This window comes from Aureimonas sp. SA4125, from assembly GCF_019973775.1.
Lineage (GTDB): Bacteria > Pseudomonadota > Alphaproteobacteria > Rhizobiales > Rhizobiaceae > Plantimonas.
The window spans coordinates 1,536,984-1,551,689 of the sequence record NZ_AP025032.1; the positions used below are offsets into that span (position 1 = coordinate 1,536,984).

General features: G+C 62.6%; 14 protein-coding genes and 2 pseudogenes. 4 read left to right on the forward strand and 12 right to left on the reverse strand.

All coding sequences use genetic code 11. From position 1 onward, the window contains the following. Nucleotides 1–344: 344 nt before the first annotated feature. From Sa4125_RS07065 to Sa4125_RS07095, 7 genes are all read right to left on the reverse strand, one after another. The gene (locus Sa4125_RS07065) at nt 345–1,250 is read right to left on the reverse strand and encodes a hypothetical protein (RefSeq protein ID WP_224005290.1); all 906 of its coding nucleotides are present in this window, start codon (nt 1,248–1,250) and stop codon (nt 345–347) included. Beyond that, entirely contained in the window at nt 1,234–2,421 is a 1,188-nt protein-coding gene (locus Sa4125_RS07070) for a cupin domain-containing protein (RefSeq protein WP_224005293.1), read from the reverse strand. The genes Sa4125_RS07065 and Sa4125_RS07070 overlap by 17 nt, the downstream gene beginning before the upstream one ends. Beyond that, nucleotides 2,418–3,494 carry an HEXXH motif-containing putative peptide modification protein gene (locus tag Sa4125_RS07075; RefSeq protein WP_224005296.1) on the reverse strand — a complete coding sequence of 359 codons (1,077 nt, stop codon included), beginning with the start codon at nt 3,492–3,494 and terminating at the stop codon, nt 2,418–2,420. The genes Sa4125_RS07070 and Sa4125_RS07075 overlap by 4 nt, the downstream gene beginning before the upstream one ends. Further along, nucleotides 3,478–4,839: a radical SAM protein gene (locus Sa4125_RS07080; protein WP_224005299.1), complete on the reverse strand. Its 1,362-nt coding sequence runs from the start codon at nt 4,837–4,839 to the stop codon at nt 3,478–3,480. The genes Sa4125_RS07075 and Sa4125_RS07080 overlap by 17 nt, the downstream gene beginning before the upstream one ends. Nucleotides 4,840–4,874: 35 nt before the next feature. Further along, nucleotides 4,875–5,093: a hypothetical protein gene (locus Sa4125_RS07085; RefSeq protein WP_224005302.1), complete on the reverse strand. Its 219-nt coding sequence runs from the start codon at nt 5,091–5,093 to the stop codon at nt 4,875–4,877. Between the two features lie 329 nt (nt 5,094–5,422). Next, complete coding sequence (locus tag Sa4125_RS07090) at nt 5,423–6,706, reverse strand: IS66 family transposase (protein WP_223998294.1); 1,284 nt, start codon at nt 6,704–6,706, stop codon at nt 5,423–5,425. Between the two features lie 127 nt (nt 6,707–6,833). After that, a complete protein-coding gene (locus tag Sa4125_RS07095; protein WP_224008215.1) occupies nt 6,834–7,169 on the reverse strand; it encodes a hypothetical protein in 336 nt (111 codons plus the stop codon). Here Sa4125_RS07095 and Sa4125_RS07100 point away from each other — a divergent pair. The 3 genes and pseudogenes from Sa4125_RS07100 to Sa4125_RS07110 all read left to right on the forward strand — a co-directional run. Beyond that, nucleotides 7,152–7,256, forward strand: a pseudogene (locus tag Sa4125_RS07100) (IS481 family transposase); the annotation flags it as partial. The gene Sa4125_RS07095 and the pseudogene Sa4125_RS07100 overlap by 18 nt on opposite strands. 114 nt (nt 7,257–7,370) lie before the next feature. Continuing rightward, nucleotides 7,371–8,579, forward strand: a complete 1,209-nt coding sequence (locus tag Sa4125_RS07105; RefSeq protein WP_223998301.1) for an IS256 family transposase — start codon at nt 7,371–7,373, stop codon at nt 8,577–8,579. 57 nt (nt 8,580–8,636) lie between these two features. Beyond that, nucleotides 8,637–8,815: pseudogene (locus Sa4125_RS07110) on the forward strand (IS481 family transposase); the annotation flags it as partial. 70 nt (nt 8,816–8,885) lie between these two features. Here the strand turns inward: Sa4125_RS07110 and Sa4125_RS07115 are convergent. The 4 genes from Sa4125_RS07115 to Sa4125_RS07130 form a co-directional block, all read right to left on the reverse strand. Beyond that, complete coding sequence (locus Sa4125_RS07115; protein ID WP_224005305.1) at nt 8,886–9,101, reverse strand: transcription factor; 216 nt, start codon at nt 9,099–9,101, stop codon at nt 8,886–8,888. A gap of 188 nt (nt 9,102–9,289) precedes the next feature. Continuing rightward, nucleotides 9,290–10,780 (reverse strand): glycerol kinase GlpK, encoded by a 1,491-nt coding sequence (gene glpK / locus Sa4125_RS07120; RefSeq protein ID WP_224005308.1) that lies wholly within the window; start codon nt 10,778–10,780, stop codon nt 9,290–9,292. A gap of 262 nt (nt 10,781–11,042) precedes the next feature. Then, nucleotides 11,043–12,782 carry an ABC transporter substrate-binding protein gene (locus Sa4125_RS07125; protein WP_224005311.1) on the reverse strand — a complete coding sequence of 580 codons (1,740 nt, stop codon included), beginning with the start codon at nt 12,780–12,782 and terminating at the stop codon, nt 11,043–11,045. A 115-nt stretch (nt 12,783–12,897) separates the two neighbouring features. Further along, a complete protein-coding gene (locus Sa4125_RS07130) occupies nt 12,898–13,182 on the reverse strand; it encodes a DUF2160 family membrane protein (RefSeq protein ID WP_224005314.1) in 285 nt (94 codons plus the stop codon). Nucleotides 13,183–13,526: 344 nt separating this feature from the next. On the opposite strand from Sa4125_RS07130, the gene Sa4125_RS07135 reads away from it, so the two are divergent. Further along, a complete protein-coding gene (locus Sa4125_RS07135) occupies nt 13,527–13,850 on the forward strand; it encodes a helix-turn-helix transcriptional regulator (RefSeq protein WP_224005317.1) in 324 nt (107 codons plus the stop codon). A gap of 29 nt (nt 13,851–13,879) precedes the next feature. On the opposite strand, the gene Sa4125_RS07140 is transcribed toward Sa4125_RS07135, so the two are convergent. After that, complete coding sequence (locus tag Sa4125_RS07140; RefSeq protein ID WP_224007619.1) at nt 13,880–14,704, reverse strand: carbohydrate ABC transporter permease; 825 nt, start codon at nt 14,702–14,704, stop codon at nt 13,880–13,882. Between the last annotated feature and the right edge of the window lie 2 nt (nt 14,705–14,706).

A 14,706-nucleotide genomic window follows, 5' to 3' on the forward strand; every position in this document is an offset into this window, starting at 1 on the left:
CCTGAGCTCGGTTCGTCCAAGCACTTGCGTGCTCTCCAGAGCCTGTCTCAGTAGTCTTCGGCCGACGCCTCCGCGTCGGGCAGTCCGTGTCACAAAGATGTCGAGGAGGAAAGCCCGACCGTCCGCCCGGCCTTCCACCCACACATAACCCTCCGGGCCTCCCGGGCCGTCGAGAACCAGGACGTGCGAGCCGGGGTCTGCGAGAGCAGCGGTAACGCGTTCGCGCAGCGCCGATAGTTCATTCCCCGCAAGGGGGCGGCCAAAGCTCACGCGGGCGGTCTCGGCCTGTGCTTCGGCGATAAACGCGAGGTGGCGCGCATCGGCCGCCACGAAACTCCGGTCGCTCACTGAGTGCCTTCCGAACTTGTACGCGAGCACGTGATATACGACCCGATGCGGGTCGCCACGTCGCGCCATAAGGGCAGGCTCGGCCGTGCCCCCCGCGAAAGAAGACGGGCGGCGTCATCTGCGACCTCGTGCAGCATGCGATTTCGTAGACCCAGATCGACAGTCGCCCAAAGCGCGACCTGGATGTCCGGCGCCGGTCCGTCGATTGCCGTCTGGGCGGCTCCGCCCACAAGGACGTGCTCGGAGGCGATCTGGCCGTGCATTTGGCATATGAGCGGTTTCGGAATGTCGCTCAAGCATGGCCGCCAGCCCTCGCTCCAGGGATCGCCGAGCTTCAGCATCACGGCTGGATCAGGCCGTTCGAGATAGGTCAGCACCCTCGCGCCTATCCCTGAGGCAATTTCGCGAGCTCCTCGCCGAGTCTCGATGCGGATCATGTTGTTGATCAACTGGACTCGATGCATCAGTAGCACGCCCACCCCGCATCTCTCCACGTGAAGATCGTCCAAATAGGCGGTCTTGAGGCAGGAGAGTGCGTCATCGAGGTGCCCTTCCCGATAACACAGGTAGGCCCGAGTGGCATCGGCGAAGGCCGCGCCGAGGCGGCGTGCCGGCTCCGCGTCAATGCGTTCTATGCAACGCGAGGCGCAATCCAGATCGGCGGTGGCCCGCGTCAGTTCGCCACCCCTTGCTCGCAGCAAGGCCGAACGGCTCAGGGATCGTGCTACTGACAGTGCCTCGATAGTCGGACCGGGTAGCAGCCGATAAAGCTCGGCCGAGAGCATCTCGTCAAACCAGTCGCGCTGCGAGACGCGAACTCGCGCCGTGCTTCCGATCTCGCAGGCGCGCGCAAGACTGATGACTTGGGCTTCGTTGAGCGCACCCCTAAGCAGCGACGACAAGGCACCCCTCGTCCACCAGCTTCACGGCCAACGCCAGCCGTTGCTCGTCGGTCTGCGCCGGGATGTCTCGCACCCTGACCTTGCCAATGCGGCTGAGGAACTCGAACGGCTCAACCAAGTGCTTTCCGAGACGCAGGCGAACCCCGTTGATGAGTGCCTCGCAGTTCTCGCCATCCATGCGGAATTCTGTGCGAGCGCCATCAGGAAGCGAGACAATCGTGTCGAGTCCGAGTTCCTGCTGCTTGGCAATGGACGTGAGCGTGCCATCCGTGCGGGGCCTCCGGCGCGCGGCGTGAACCTCCTCCAGCTGGTCGAGGGCCTTCCGCATTCGCGCTGGCGTGAGGCGGGATTCGAGATCCTGAAAGCGGGACTCGCATGCGGCGCGGTCGAAGCCGGCTCCGCCAACCCGAATGGGCAAAGCGTCACGAAAAGCCGTTTCCGTCATGAAAAGCTGGCTGCAGATGTTCGCCATCACGTCGGCCCAGGTGTTCACCTTGATACCGAGCGCGATGTGGACCGAGTACTCTGTGGCCATTGGATTGTGAGCCAGCCCTCGGGGAATGTAAGCGATGTCGCCCGCTTCGAGAAAGATCTCACCCGTAGCCGCACCGATCGGATGACGAGCCCGGTCAAACTCAAAGGTCCGAAGCGGCAGCTCGAGCGCGTTCTCATGCAGAATCCAGCGCTTGCTGCCGGCGATCTGAATGACCAGGATGTCGTGCGCGTCCCAGTGCGGATAGGAGCTCTGGGTGTTGGCGGGCGTGAGATATAGGTTGGTCTGCGCGTCCGAGAGAAACGTCTCCTCCATGTCTTCGCAGAGATTTCGAAGCTTGGGGAGCCAAAGATGCATCGAACGCAGGATGATCGTGTTACCCGCCCGATGAAAGCGGAGCACGTCGGCAGTCCTGACATGAACGCCGTCACTGTACTCCATTGTCGATATGCCGACCGCGTTCTTCCCCAGGTTCACGTGGGCAACCGGCAGTGACACGGTGCTCAGCAGCCGATCGATGTCTTCGACAGACAATAGGTCGGCGTAAAAATCGGGCTCATTTCGCTTCACCAGCAGCATCTTCCGCTGCCAATACTCGTTGATGAACGCCTCGGCAGTGATGGGTCTGATCAGATTGTCGAGAACCTTCAGGCTGCCTGACGGCGGAAAGGTTGTCATGGTCCAGTGGCCCTTCCCTTGAGATCTGTGATGAACAGCAGGGCGGCCGGCGCCACTGCTTGGCAGGTTGACGTTTCAAGCCGCTTGAAGCCCGCACGAATCTGGTCAACGCGCCGGCCCGCATGGCCCGGCAGAATGCCAGCGGTCAGCGCCGCCTCCCAGAACCGCTGAATTGCGAACCAAACAATGCAGGCGTGCAGAAAAGCGTGCTGGTGAAGGAGTGCCCCTGTCCAGGGGGAGCGAACATCCCCCCGAATCTCGCCCTCGATGGGAAGGAAGATGGGCGCCTCGATCTCGGCGCAGCTCGCGAGGGCATGCACCGTCTCGTGGACCAAGCCCTCCGCTATCTCGGCCGGACTCGTTTCCGATGAGCCCGCGTTCACCAAGACGCATCGGCCAATGGCCGCAGCCGAGCTGGCACTGCGGAAAGCCGGCGGCGACCTCCCGTCCTGCCGAAGGACGAGATTGGCTGTGAATCTTCGGACAGCCGACCAGGCCGGCGGCGAAATCGCCTCGATCAGGGTCGCAGCCTCGTCGAGCTTGCAAATCGTCGCATCACCGACGTCGGCACTCACCGCGCAGCCCGCATCCAGTCCGGCGGCTGGGTGCTGCAGGAGGAGCGGGCTTGCGAGGTCGACCGGTATCCCTGCGGCCAGCGACGGCCCGCGCAATCGTCCGTCCGCGCCCATGCGCAGCCGAACAGGAGACGCGACCGGCCCGTACAGACCCAACCACGCATCTCCGAGGGCGGTCCAGCTCTCAACGTGTTCGTCCGGGCAGAGGTCAAAAACGATCTCTGCTTTCACGGTTGCGGCGAGTTGCCCGGCATCGTTGAGCCGCACCGCCTGGCATACGGCCGGCGCCTGGAATATCCGGTCGGCCGCATTCGGTGATATTTGCGGTAGAAGATTGAGGTGGGGCGAGAGGCCCGCGCGGATGGCGGGCCGGGACAAGGCAGACGCCAGCGCGCCAGCGACGAGATTGATACGGAGGGCGTCGAGCTTATCCAGATGCGCCGCGTCCGCTCCCTCTCGCCACTCTATGACTGTCGCCAGGCTAGAGAGCGCGCTCATGGCCCCTCGCCGTCATTTGGCTTGCTGCATAGGCCAGCAATAGGCGATCCGAGATGTTGCGCTTCGCGGAGGGGCAGGGAGCCTTGCCGCTCTCCCACTGCTTCGGACAGGCCCCGCCGCAAACCGGAAGCATCGGGCAGTTCGCGCAACCAAACTGCTTATCCTCGACCTTGTGCAGGAAATTGGCGAGCATGTCGGCAGGCTGCGAAGTTCGCTCCTGGCTCAACGTGCCTCGCGCGTAGACGTTGGGAGACCCGTACGCCGGGACCAGCGAGACCTCGGTGCAATTGAAGGTCTGACCGAAGGGGTCGATCAGCTCCGCGTGCGGGTTGACAGCCATGCAGACTATGGGCTTCGCCGCCGGGATGAGCGCCGCCGCGAGGCCCTTGCGTAGCATGAGCGCCATCCACTCGATCTCGAGTTCGGCGTACTCGTCCACCGCAATCGCTGTCTGCGACGCGTCATTGCCCCAGTCATGGATCGGAGCGAAGTATAGCCGGAGCCGATCGCGCGAGGGTAGCGCGGCGACGCGGTCAATCAACTCCGGAATAGCGTGACAATTGTATCTGTCGACGTTACAGCGAATGGACACATCGACAGGTAAGTCCAGCGCCAGCAAACCCTCAAGGTTCTGGTAGATCCGCTCGAATGTCTTGCCTTGCTTTGACGTGACGCGTCGCCGGTCGTGCTCGTGCGCCGGACCATCGAGGGTGAGTTCAATCTCCGTCACGCCGAGGTCCAGCACCAGCTCACGAGCGATCGCTGGAACCAGGCCGAAGCCGTTTGTCACGATATGCGCGTCGTATGCGCAGCCGTGCTGCCGCGCGATATCTTGAAGAGACCTCGATAGCTTACGGATAATGTCAATGGCGGCAAGCGGTTCGCCTCCGAACCAACCCACCCTCAGCAGTTCATAACGGCACGCGTCATCCCGGATCGAGCCCAGACGCTTCGCGACACGGTCCACCAACAGCGTCTGATCACGCGGACGCAACCGAACATGAGCGTGATCCTGCCCGCAATAGGCGCAGCCGAAATTGCAAAAACCCGTCGGCTGGATACACTCGTAAAGGGTGCGTGTGCCGGCGATGGCCGCGCGACTCGTCCGTATCACCGTAGAGAGTTCATCGACCGTCTCGTCGACTAGAATGAGGTGCGAACGAAGCAGGCTCAAAAAGTCGGCCGGGATCGCACCGAAATCACTTTCCACCAGCTTGTCCCACAGCCCACCGGCGATCAGCAGGGTCTGAAGAGAGCGAGTAGAGAAGATGAGCCGTCGCGCGGTTTCTTCACCGGTTTGAACGAATGGCTCACTAATCGCAAGGTAACGAGATAGTCGGAGCATCCCGGCACCTCAGCTTGTTATTAAGCCAATTTATATCAGCCCTTTAGCTTTGCCAGCATCTCATGACCCGCGGCAGCTATAGATCCCTTACCGCAGCCACTGTTGAAATCGACAAAAGCAGAAGCGATATGGGCTAGGCCCTTAATTTCTGCAAGTTGTTCCGTGTTGGCAGCATCGACCCGTTGTACCGCGTTGTCGATCTGAATTTTCGCCGCCTCGAGTACGGATTTAAGGTGTTCACGGTCTGCGGGCATAGATCCCTCCCTCGTTGCTCACATATACCGAATTGGAATACAGCATAATTAATATCACTCTGCAACCAAAATATGCTCCTAATTCCACTCGGCCGCTGCTATCTTTTACATAAGATATCACTTAAAAAAATTTTCTAATGAATGAAAAAACTAAAATAACAAAAAGAACTAATCTCTTAAGTAAAAATAGTGTGCGATAATTGCTCACATGCCAGTGAATTGAACGCGAAGCAACTGATGACGTTGCGTCACTTTGAAATTCAATCGTCCGCAAAATTCGACAGATAGGGTCGGCCATGTAATTACCCACCCCCGCATTCCGTAGAATGTCAGGCGCCTACCGTCTCGAGAATTGTGTTGAAGACGTTGCCCCCTTGGCGCAGCCGGGCGGTATCGACGACGGTTCGGATGTCAGCTTCGCCTTCGGCGGCCCACATGGATCGATAGCCGTTGGTGACCTTGCGCTGGATCACGGCCGGTCGCAGGGCGCGCTCGCAGCCGTTGTTGGTGGCCTCGACCATCCCGGTCCAGAGAGTGAAGGTCAGGAGCTGGTCGCGCGCTCGCCTGAACTTGTGCTGGACCACTCGAGCGAAAGGGCAGGAGGTCGGTGCGGCGAGGATCTCGGAAAGACTTCGCTCCAGTGCACGGCGCTTGGCGACGATGGTCGATGCGGCGAAGGTCGTGATGCCGCTGGCCAAAGCGAAAGCCTTGGACAGCCAGATCCGCAGCCGCGACGGCAGCAGATCCTCGCCCGCCTGTTCGGCGTAGGCGACGTCGCGGGCCAGATGAGCCAGACAGGTCTGATGGGCGTCGGCATGTCCCTGCTGGGCAGAGTAGCGATCGGAACACCAGACCTTTGGCCGGTGCCCGTCCATCAGGGTCCTGACCACGATGGCACCACGGGTCGGAGCGGCACGATGGACGACTGCGTCATCGCAGCGAAACACCCATTGGAAGGCGTTGCTGCCTTCGATGCGAACGCCGGTCTCGTCCGAGGCCACCACCTTGGAGCGGCGCAGGGCGGCAATGGCGAGATCGCGGTCGGCGACGAAGGTGCCCTGCGCCCGGCGCAGCATGTTCATCAGCCCGCCCTGGCTGATCTGCAAGCCGAAGAGATCGGCCAGAGCTTTCTGAAGCCGTTCATAGGACAGGGCCTGGAAGGTCTTAAGATAGGTCGCCACCGCATGCAGCCGCGGCCCGAACGGCGTCCCCCTTGCCGCATCGGGCAATCCCGCTGAGACAAGCGTGCCGCAGGAAGGACAACAAACCGAAAGCCGGCGATGACGCGTCACGAACGGCTTGATCTCCGGCAGATCGACCGTCTCGTACGTGCCGCCGATCTCCGCGGGAAGGCTATCGGCCAGGGCTGCCTGGCAGCAGGAGCATTGCTCGGGACGGTGATCGACGAGCCGATCGAAATCCTCACCCATCGCTCGGCTGTGGCCTTCGTGACCGGGCTTGGCGCCGCCAGGTCTTGCCTGCTCACGGCGCTCCTTGCGGTCACTAGACGGAGGCTTCGAGGATGTGCGTGACGTCTTCTCCGGACGCTGAATCTTCAGCACCAGATCGATCAACTCTTCCTTCGTCAGACGCTGCAAATCACCGCGATCCATCCGTCCATGGATTCAGGGAATTCGGCCCGTGACAAGGGGGTGGGTAATTACTCGGCCATAGCTCTGATCATGCGGCATTGCGGCATTCAATTTTCTTGTGCTCTCTGAGGTCGTCCGTGTTGACGTATCAATTGGCAAACATTCGGCTCTCGTTGGTTTCGGCGGCAAGCGCCTTGACGAGACGCAGGCGGCTTTCGGAGCTGACAAAGATGAGCACGAGGGGTTGCGCGGCATCATCGCCATGCCCGGCGCCGCAGATGTTTCGGAGACTGGAGGCTGGGTGTTCATCCGGTGCACCGCTTGGCCGGGACGTTTTTCGGGCACCCCAGAATCCTTTCCGGAGTAACTGGCCGAAAAGCAGCTTTCTGGGCCTCTGCCCATTCGCTAGGTGTTTGATCCCAAGCTTTGTTGGTGCGGTCTTTTCCATCGAATGGAAGGAAGCACTATGGGCCAGGTTCACCATGGGAGCGCCACGACGACTGCGGCAGTCCGTCGAGCGATACAGCATAGTCAAGAGAGCCTGAGGGCGCTGGCCAGCCACTACGGCATCGGTAGTGTCCGCGCTCGTGGTGGAAATTCCGACATTGAAAGGTGTGGCTGAGGCGGTCACCGGATAGGGCGGCTAAGGTGGAGTTGCGAGACTTCAACCTGACCGGAGAACCCGATGACCGAGGACAGACTACCGCTTGCCGAGCTTTTTGCGAAAGCCGGGGACGGCGATTTCCTGAGAACGATAGCCGAGAGCGTGATGCAGCTCCTTATGGAGGTCGACGTTGAAGGCATGATCGGCGCCGGGCGCCACGAACGGACGCAGGAACGGGCGACTTATCGCAATGGCTACCGCGACCGCTCGCTCGACACGCGGCTCGGCTCGTTGCAGCTTCGGATACCCAAGCTTCGGCAGGGCAGCTACTTCCCGCCGTTCCTGGAGCCGAGAAAGCTCTCGGAGAAGGCCTTGGTTGCCGTCATTCAGGAAGCTTGGATCAGCGGCGTTTCCACCCGGCGGGTCGACGATCTGGTACAGGCCATGGGGCTGTCGGGGATCGGCAAGAGCACCGTATCGAAGCTGTGCAAAGACATCGACGAACGCGTCGGCGGCTTCCTCGACCGTCCTCTCACTGGCGACTGGCCCTACCTCTGGCTGGATGCGACCTACCTGAAGCAGCGCGAGGGTGGACGCATCGTTTCGGTCGCCGCCATAATCGCCGTGGCCGTGAACACGGACGGCAAGCGCGAGATCGTCGGCCTTCACATCGGCCCCTCGGAAGCGGAGACGTTTTGGTCGAGCTTCCTCAAGAGCCTCGTGCGCCGCGGCCTGTCCGGCGTGAAGCTCGTGATCTCGGATGCTCACGAAGGGCTGAAAGCCGCCATTCGCCGGGTGTTCAGCGCCTCCTGGCAGCGCTGCCGGGTGCATTGGATGCGCAACGCCCTGTCGTATGTCCCGAAGGCGCAGCAGAGCATGGCGGCGGCCGCGCTGCGCCAAGCCTTCGCCCAGCCCGATCGTGCTAGCGCCAGCCAGGCGCTGCGCCACGTCGCCGACCAGCTTCGGGGAAAGTGTCCAAAGCTCGGGGCCTTCATCGACAACAGCGAGACCGACGTGCTGGCGCACATGGATTTTCCCAGTCAGCACCGGACCCGGATCCATTCGACGAATTCCCTGGAGCGCCTGAACAAGGAGGTGAAGCGGCGTGCCGACGTCGTCGGAATCTTCCCGAACGAGGGATCCATCATCCGGCTCATCGGCGCCGTCCTTCTCGAGGCCAACGACGAATGGCAGATCCAGAACCGCTACATGCAGACCGAACCCATGGCCGACCTCATGGCCATGGGCAACACTGCAAAACCCGAACAGATTTCCACCGAAGTCGCCTGAAACGGAGCCGCTTCAGCTACACTCAATTTCCACCACGTTGACGGACACGACCACGGCATCAACCAGAAGACTGTCGCGAAGTAGAAGAAGCGGACGTCGACAGCCGACCGCAAGACAGGCCCGGCCGAGCCGAGATCCACGGGCTGTCGATCGAAGAGGAGGCCGTCATTGTTGCCTTCCGGCGTCATACGCTGCTGCCGCTCGATGATTGCCTCTACGCGCTCCAGCCGACGATCCGGCTCGAAAACCCCGCCGCGTCTGGCTCCGCTGCCATGATCGCGCAGAGGGCGGCGGCGCCGACGAACATCAGTCGTCTTCGTAAAGGCTATCGATCCAGGCCTTGTCGGCCGTCTGCCCCGTGAGAGGATGCTTTGCATGGAGCTCTCGCACCCGTGCCAGCACTTCGCGCACGCGCGGCGACATCTCTTCTTGAGGCTGGATATGCTCCGGTTCCTTCTGCAAAGCCTGACGCACCGTTTCGCTCGTGCTGACGCCTTTGAGCGCTGCAAGGCGGTCGGCCAACTCTCGCCGACCTGTGGAGCCTCGACATGAAGTGCCATGTCCTGTCCCTCCAAGACTGCAATGTCTCAGATGATGGAGAGGCAATAGCGCCGTCAATCATGGTGTCCGGCCCGACGCTCTGGTGCTTTAGCTCCTTGTCCTCGCATGATCTTTTCCGAAAGCCGGAAGCCACCTTTCAAGATCATGCTTTAGATCCGCGTCAGCGTCCGCTTCACCGCATCGCTCCAGCCGGTGAGCTTGCGGCCACGCGTGACCGCGTCCATCGCCGGCTCGAAACGGCGTTCCAGCCGCCAGCGATCCGAAAATCCATCCATGCCCGGCCACACGCCCGCCTTCTGGCCGGCGAGCCAGGCGGCGCCGAGCGCCGTCGTCTCCAGGACCACGGGCCGGTCGACGGGGGCGGCCAGGAGGTCGGCGAGGCGCTGCATCGTCCAGTCGGAGGCGACCATGCCGCCGTCGACGCGCAGCACCGTGTCGCCCCGGCTCGTCCAGTCGCGGCGCATGGCGTCGAGGAGGTCGGCGGTCTGGTAGCAGACGGCCTCGAGCGCCGCGCGGGCGATCTCGTTCGGCCCGGTGTTGCGGGTGAGGCCGAAGATCGCGCCGCGCGCCTCCGCGTCCCACCAGGGCGCGCCGAGGCCGGTGAAGGCGGGGACGAGATAGACGTCCTGGCTGTCGTCCGCCTCCGCCGCCATCGGCCCCGAGCGGTCGGCCCGATCCATCAGTCTCAGACCATCGCGCAACCACTGGACGCTGGCGCCGGCCATGAAGATCGAGCCCTCCAGGGCATAGGTCGTGACGCCGTCGATACGGTAGGCGATGGTGGTCAGCAGCCGGTTCGTCGAGGTGACTTTTTCCGCCCCGGTATTCAGCACGGCAAAGCAGCCGGTGCCGTAGGTCGACTTCAGCATTCCCGGGCGAAAGCAGGCCTGACCGAGGGTGGCGGCATACTGGTCGCCGGCCATGCCGAGGATCGGGATCGCGACGCCGAACAGCCCTGGATCGGTCGCGCCGAAATCGGCGGCGCAATCGCGCACTTCCGGCAGCACGGCGCGCGGCACGCCGAGAAGTTTCAGGAGATCGTCGTCCCACTGGTTGGCGGAAATGTCGAACAGCATGGTCCGGCTGGCATTCGTGGCGTCGGTCGCGTGCACCCGGCCGCCGGTGAGGCGCCAGAGCAGGAACGTGTCGACCGTGCCGAAGGCAAGTTTTCCGGCCTCCGCCTTGATGTGCGCGCCGTCGACATGGTCGAGCAGCCAGCGCAGCTTCGTGCCGGAGAAATAGGGGTCGACGATGAGGCCTGTCCTGTCCGTGACCATCGCCTCCGCCCCGTCGGCGACGAGGCCGCGGCAGAATTCGGCGGTGCGGCGGTCCTGCCAGACGATGGCATTGTGCACGGCCTTGCCGGTCTCGCGATCCCAGAGCAGCGTCGTCTCGCGCTGGTTGGTGATGCCGATGGCGGCGATGTCGGCGGCCGACAGCGAGGCGTCGGCGAGCGCCGTGCGGATCGTCGCCAGCACGGAATTCCAGATGTCCTCGGGGTCGTGCTCGACCCAGCCGGAGCGCGGAAAGTGCTGGGGAAACTCCTGCTGCCCGACGCCGATGATGCGAAAGCCGTCGTCGAAGACAATGGCCCGGGTGGAGGTCGTGCCCTGGTCGATGGCGAGGACGTAGCCGGACATGGGGATTCCTGGGTGAGGGCGCGTGCGTCGCTGGAACCGCCGATCTCCCCCCTTGAGGGGGAGATGCCGGCAGGCAGAGGGGGGTGGATGGCACGGCGCTTGTGTTTTTGTGTTGGAAACGGCGAGATAGGCGAAGGTTGCGCCCCTGGCACCCCCCTCTGGCCTACCGGCCATCTCCCCCTCAAGGGGGGAGATCAGCGCGTCGCCGTTTCACCACGAAAAGGCCGAGGCTTTCGCCCCGGCCTCCTGTCAGCGCTTTGACCTACTTGGCCGGAGCGGCGTCGGCCCAGCTCTTCACCAGCTCGTCATAGTTGACGGTGATTGGCTTTTCCTTCTCGTTCTCGACCTTGGGCTGCGGCGCGAGGGTGCCGTTCGCCTTGGCCTGCTCGGCCCAGTACGCCATGTCCTTCTCTTCGTTCATCTTCGGGCCGATGTCGCCCTGGATGCCGGCGCGCTCGAGGCGTTCCATGACCTTCTCCTGCTCGGCGCAGAGCGAGTCCATGGCTTCCTGCGGGGTCTTGTCGCCGGCGGACGCGTCGCCGATCGCCTGCCACCAGAGCTGGGCGAGCTTCGGATAGTCCGGAACGTTCGTGCCGGTCGGCGACCACTGGACGCGGGCCGGCGAGCGGTAGAACTCCACGAGACCGCCGAGCTTCGGCGCGCGTTCGGTGAAGCTCTCGTCGCGGATCGTCGACTCGCGCACGAAGGTCAGGCCGACATGGCTCTTCTTCACGTCGACGGTCTTCGAGGAGACGAACTGGGCGTAGAGCCAGGCCGCCTGGGCACGGTCGACCGGGGTCGACTTCATCAGCGTCCAGGAGCCGACGTCCTGGTAGCCGAGCTTCATGCCGTCCTTCCAGTAGACGCCGTGCGGCGAGGGGGCCATGCGCCATTTCGGGTTGCCCTCGGCGTCGACCACCGGCAGGCCTTCCTTGACCATGTCGGCGGTGAAGGCGGTGTACCAGAAGATCTGCTGGGCGATCTCGCCCTGCGCCGGGACGGGGCCGGATTCCGAGAAGGTCATGCCCTGGGCCGCCGGCGGCGCGTAGGCCTTCATCCAGTCGATGTACTTCTGGATGGAGTAGACCGCAGCCGGTCCGTTGGTGTCGCCGCCGCGGGCGACGCAGGAGCCGACGGGCTGGCTCTGCTCGTTGACGCGGATGCCCCATTCGTCGACCGGCACGCCGTTCGGAATGCCCTTGTCGCCGTTGCCGGCCATCGACAGCCAGGCATCGGTGAAGCGCCAGCCGAGCGACGGGTCCTTCTTGCCGTAGTCCATATGGCCGAAGACCTTCTTGCCGTCGATCTCGCGGCCGGTGAAGAATTCGGCGATGTCCTCATAGGCCGACCAGTTGACGGGCACGCCGAGGTCATAGCCGTACTTGGCCTTGAAGTCGGCCTTGTTCTTCTCGTCGTTGAACCAGTCGTAGCGGAACCAGTAGAGGTTGGCGAACTGCTGGTCGGGCAGCTGGTAGAGTTGCTTGTCCGGCGCGGTGGTGAAGGAGGTGCCGATATAGTCGGCGAGATCGAGGTCCGGATTGGTGACGGCCTTGCCTTCGCCTTCCATCCATTCGGTCAGGTTGCGCGCCTGCTGGTAGCGCCAGTGGGTGCCGATGAGATCGCTGTCGTTAATGTAGGCGTCGTAGATGTTCTCGCCCGACTGCATCTGCGTCTGCAGCTTCTCGACGACATCGCCTTCGCCGATCAGGTCGTGCGAGACCTTGATGCCGGTGATGGCGGTGAAGGCGGGTGCCAGCACCTTGGATTCGTATTCATGCGTGGCGATCGTCTCGGAGACGACCTTGATGTCCATGCCGGCAAACGGCTTGGCCGCATCGATGAACCACTGCAGTTCCTTTTCCTGGGCCGCGCGATCGAGGGTCGAGAGCTCCTTGATCTCGGTGTCGAGGAACGACTTGGCGGCGTCCATGTCGGCATAGGCCGGGCCGGCGCCGAGCGTCAGCGCCATCGCGGCCGCCGATAGCATCCATTGCTTCTTCATCAAAATCTCCTCCCAGAGAGACGTCTGGCCGGTCGAAGGGTGAGGCGCTGGCGTCGACCGGCCGAGGTCGCGCGCGCCATATCCCGCCCCGGAAGGGGGCGAAAGGGAAACGCCTCTAGACGAGGCGGAAAACGAGGACGGCGTAGCCGAGGCAGACGACGAGCGCCCACCACAGCGAGATCTCGCTGAGACCGAGAAAGCCGAGACAGATGAAGGCCGAGCCGAGCAGCGACAGGAACAGCCGGTCGCCGCGCGTCGTCTCGAAGCGCAGAATGCCGAAGCGCGGATTGCCGCCGGGCGAGGCATATTCCCAGACGCCCATCAGCGCGATCAAAGCGAAGATGGCGATGAAGAAGATCGCCGTCGGCCAGGTCCAGGCCATCCAAGTGAGGTCGATCATCCATGGCTCCTTGCATTGATATCCGCTTTGAGGTATTTAATTTTAGCGCTAAAGCGGATTTTATGATGAAGCTTATTATTCATCCTAATGCCGAAAAGGTTCTGAGTCGGCTGCCTGTTAGAGATAGTGAGGCAATCAAGGCAAAGCTGAAGATCTAAGCGGACACAGGGCATGGCGACGTCAAAAAGCTGTCCGGCCGCGATGAATATCGAATGAGAATAGGCGTCTGGCGCGCGCTGTTCGTCGTGCAGGGAAGCATGATCGTCCTTCGCGTCGCCCACCGACGCGAAGTCTATCGTTGAGGTGTCAAAATGAACGAAGCGGTAAACCTCAAAGGCGAGAGCATGATCGTCATGACTCGTGCGGAGTATGAAGACCTGATTGAGGATTCCGGCGATATCGCTCTCATTCGTCAGGCCGAGATTGACTACCCCGACGCGCCGGGAATGCTGAGCGACTTGGCGAGCGCGGTCTGGGCGGGCGAGCTTCACCCGCTCGCCGCCTGGCGCAAGTCCGTCGGCCTGACGCAGGCGGAACTCGCCGCGGCGGCGGGCCTTCGGCCGGCGACGGTCAGCGACATCGAGAGCCGCAAGATCGACCCGCGGCTGTCGACGCTGAAGGCCCTGGCGAAAGCCCTGAAGCTCGGCATCGAGGACATCACCGACTGAGGTCGGGCGCAGCTTGGTCGGGGAGCGCATCACACCCTCCCCAGGGCGAAGCCCTTGGCGATGTAGTTGCGCACGAACCAGATGACGATCGCGCCGGGTATGATGGTGAGGACGCCCGCGGCGGCGAGGACGCCCCAGTCCATGCCCGATGCCGACACCGTGCGCGTCATGATCGCGGCGATCGGCTTGGCGTCCGTCACCGTCAGCGTGCGGGCGATCAGGAGCTCGACCCAGGAGAACATGAAGCAGAAGAAGGCAGCGACGCCGATGCCGGAGGCGATCAACGGCATGAAGATCTTGAAGAAGAACTTCGGGAAGGAATAGCCGTCGATATAGGCGGTTTCGTCGATCTCCTTCGGTACGCCCGACATGAAGCCTTCGAGAATCCACACCGCCAGCGGCACGTTGAACAGGCAGTGGGCGAGCGCGACGGCGATGTGCGTGTCGATCAGGCCGAAGGCCGAATAGAGCTGGAAGAAGGGCAGGGCGAAGACCGCCGGCGGCGCCATGCGGTTGGTCAGGAGCCAGAAGAACAGGTGCTTGTCGCCGAGAAAGCGGTAGCGCGAGAAGGCGTAGGCGGCCGGCAGCGCGGCGGCGACCGAGATCACCATGTTCATCACGACATAGATGATCGAGTTGATGTAGCCGTTGTACCAGGACGGATCGGTGAAGATCACGCGGTAGTTGGCAAGCGTCGGCTCGGCCGGGAACAGCGTGAACTGGTTGAGAATTTCCGTGTTCGTCTTGAAGCTCATGTTGACGAGCCAGTAGATCGGCAACAGCAGGAACAGGATGTAGACGATCGGAATGAACGCCTTCGGCTTGAAGCGGCCGGACTTCATCCGGCTGCGCATGG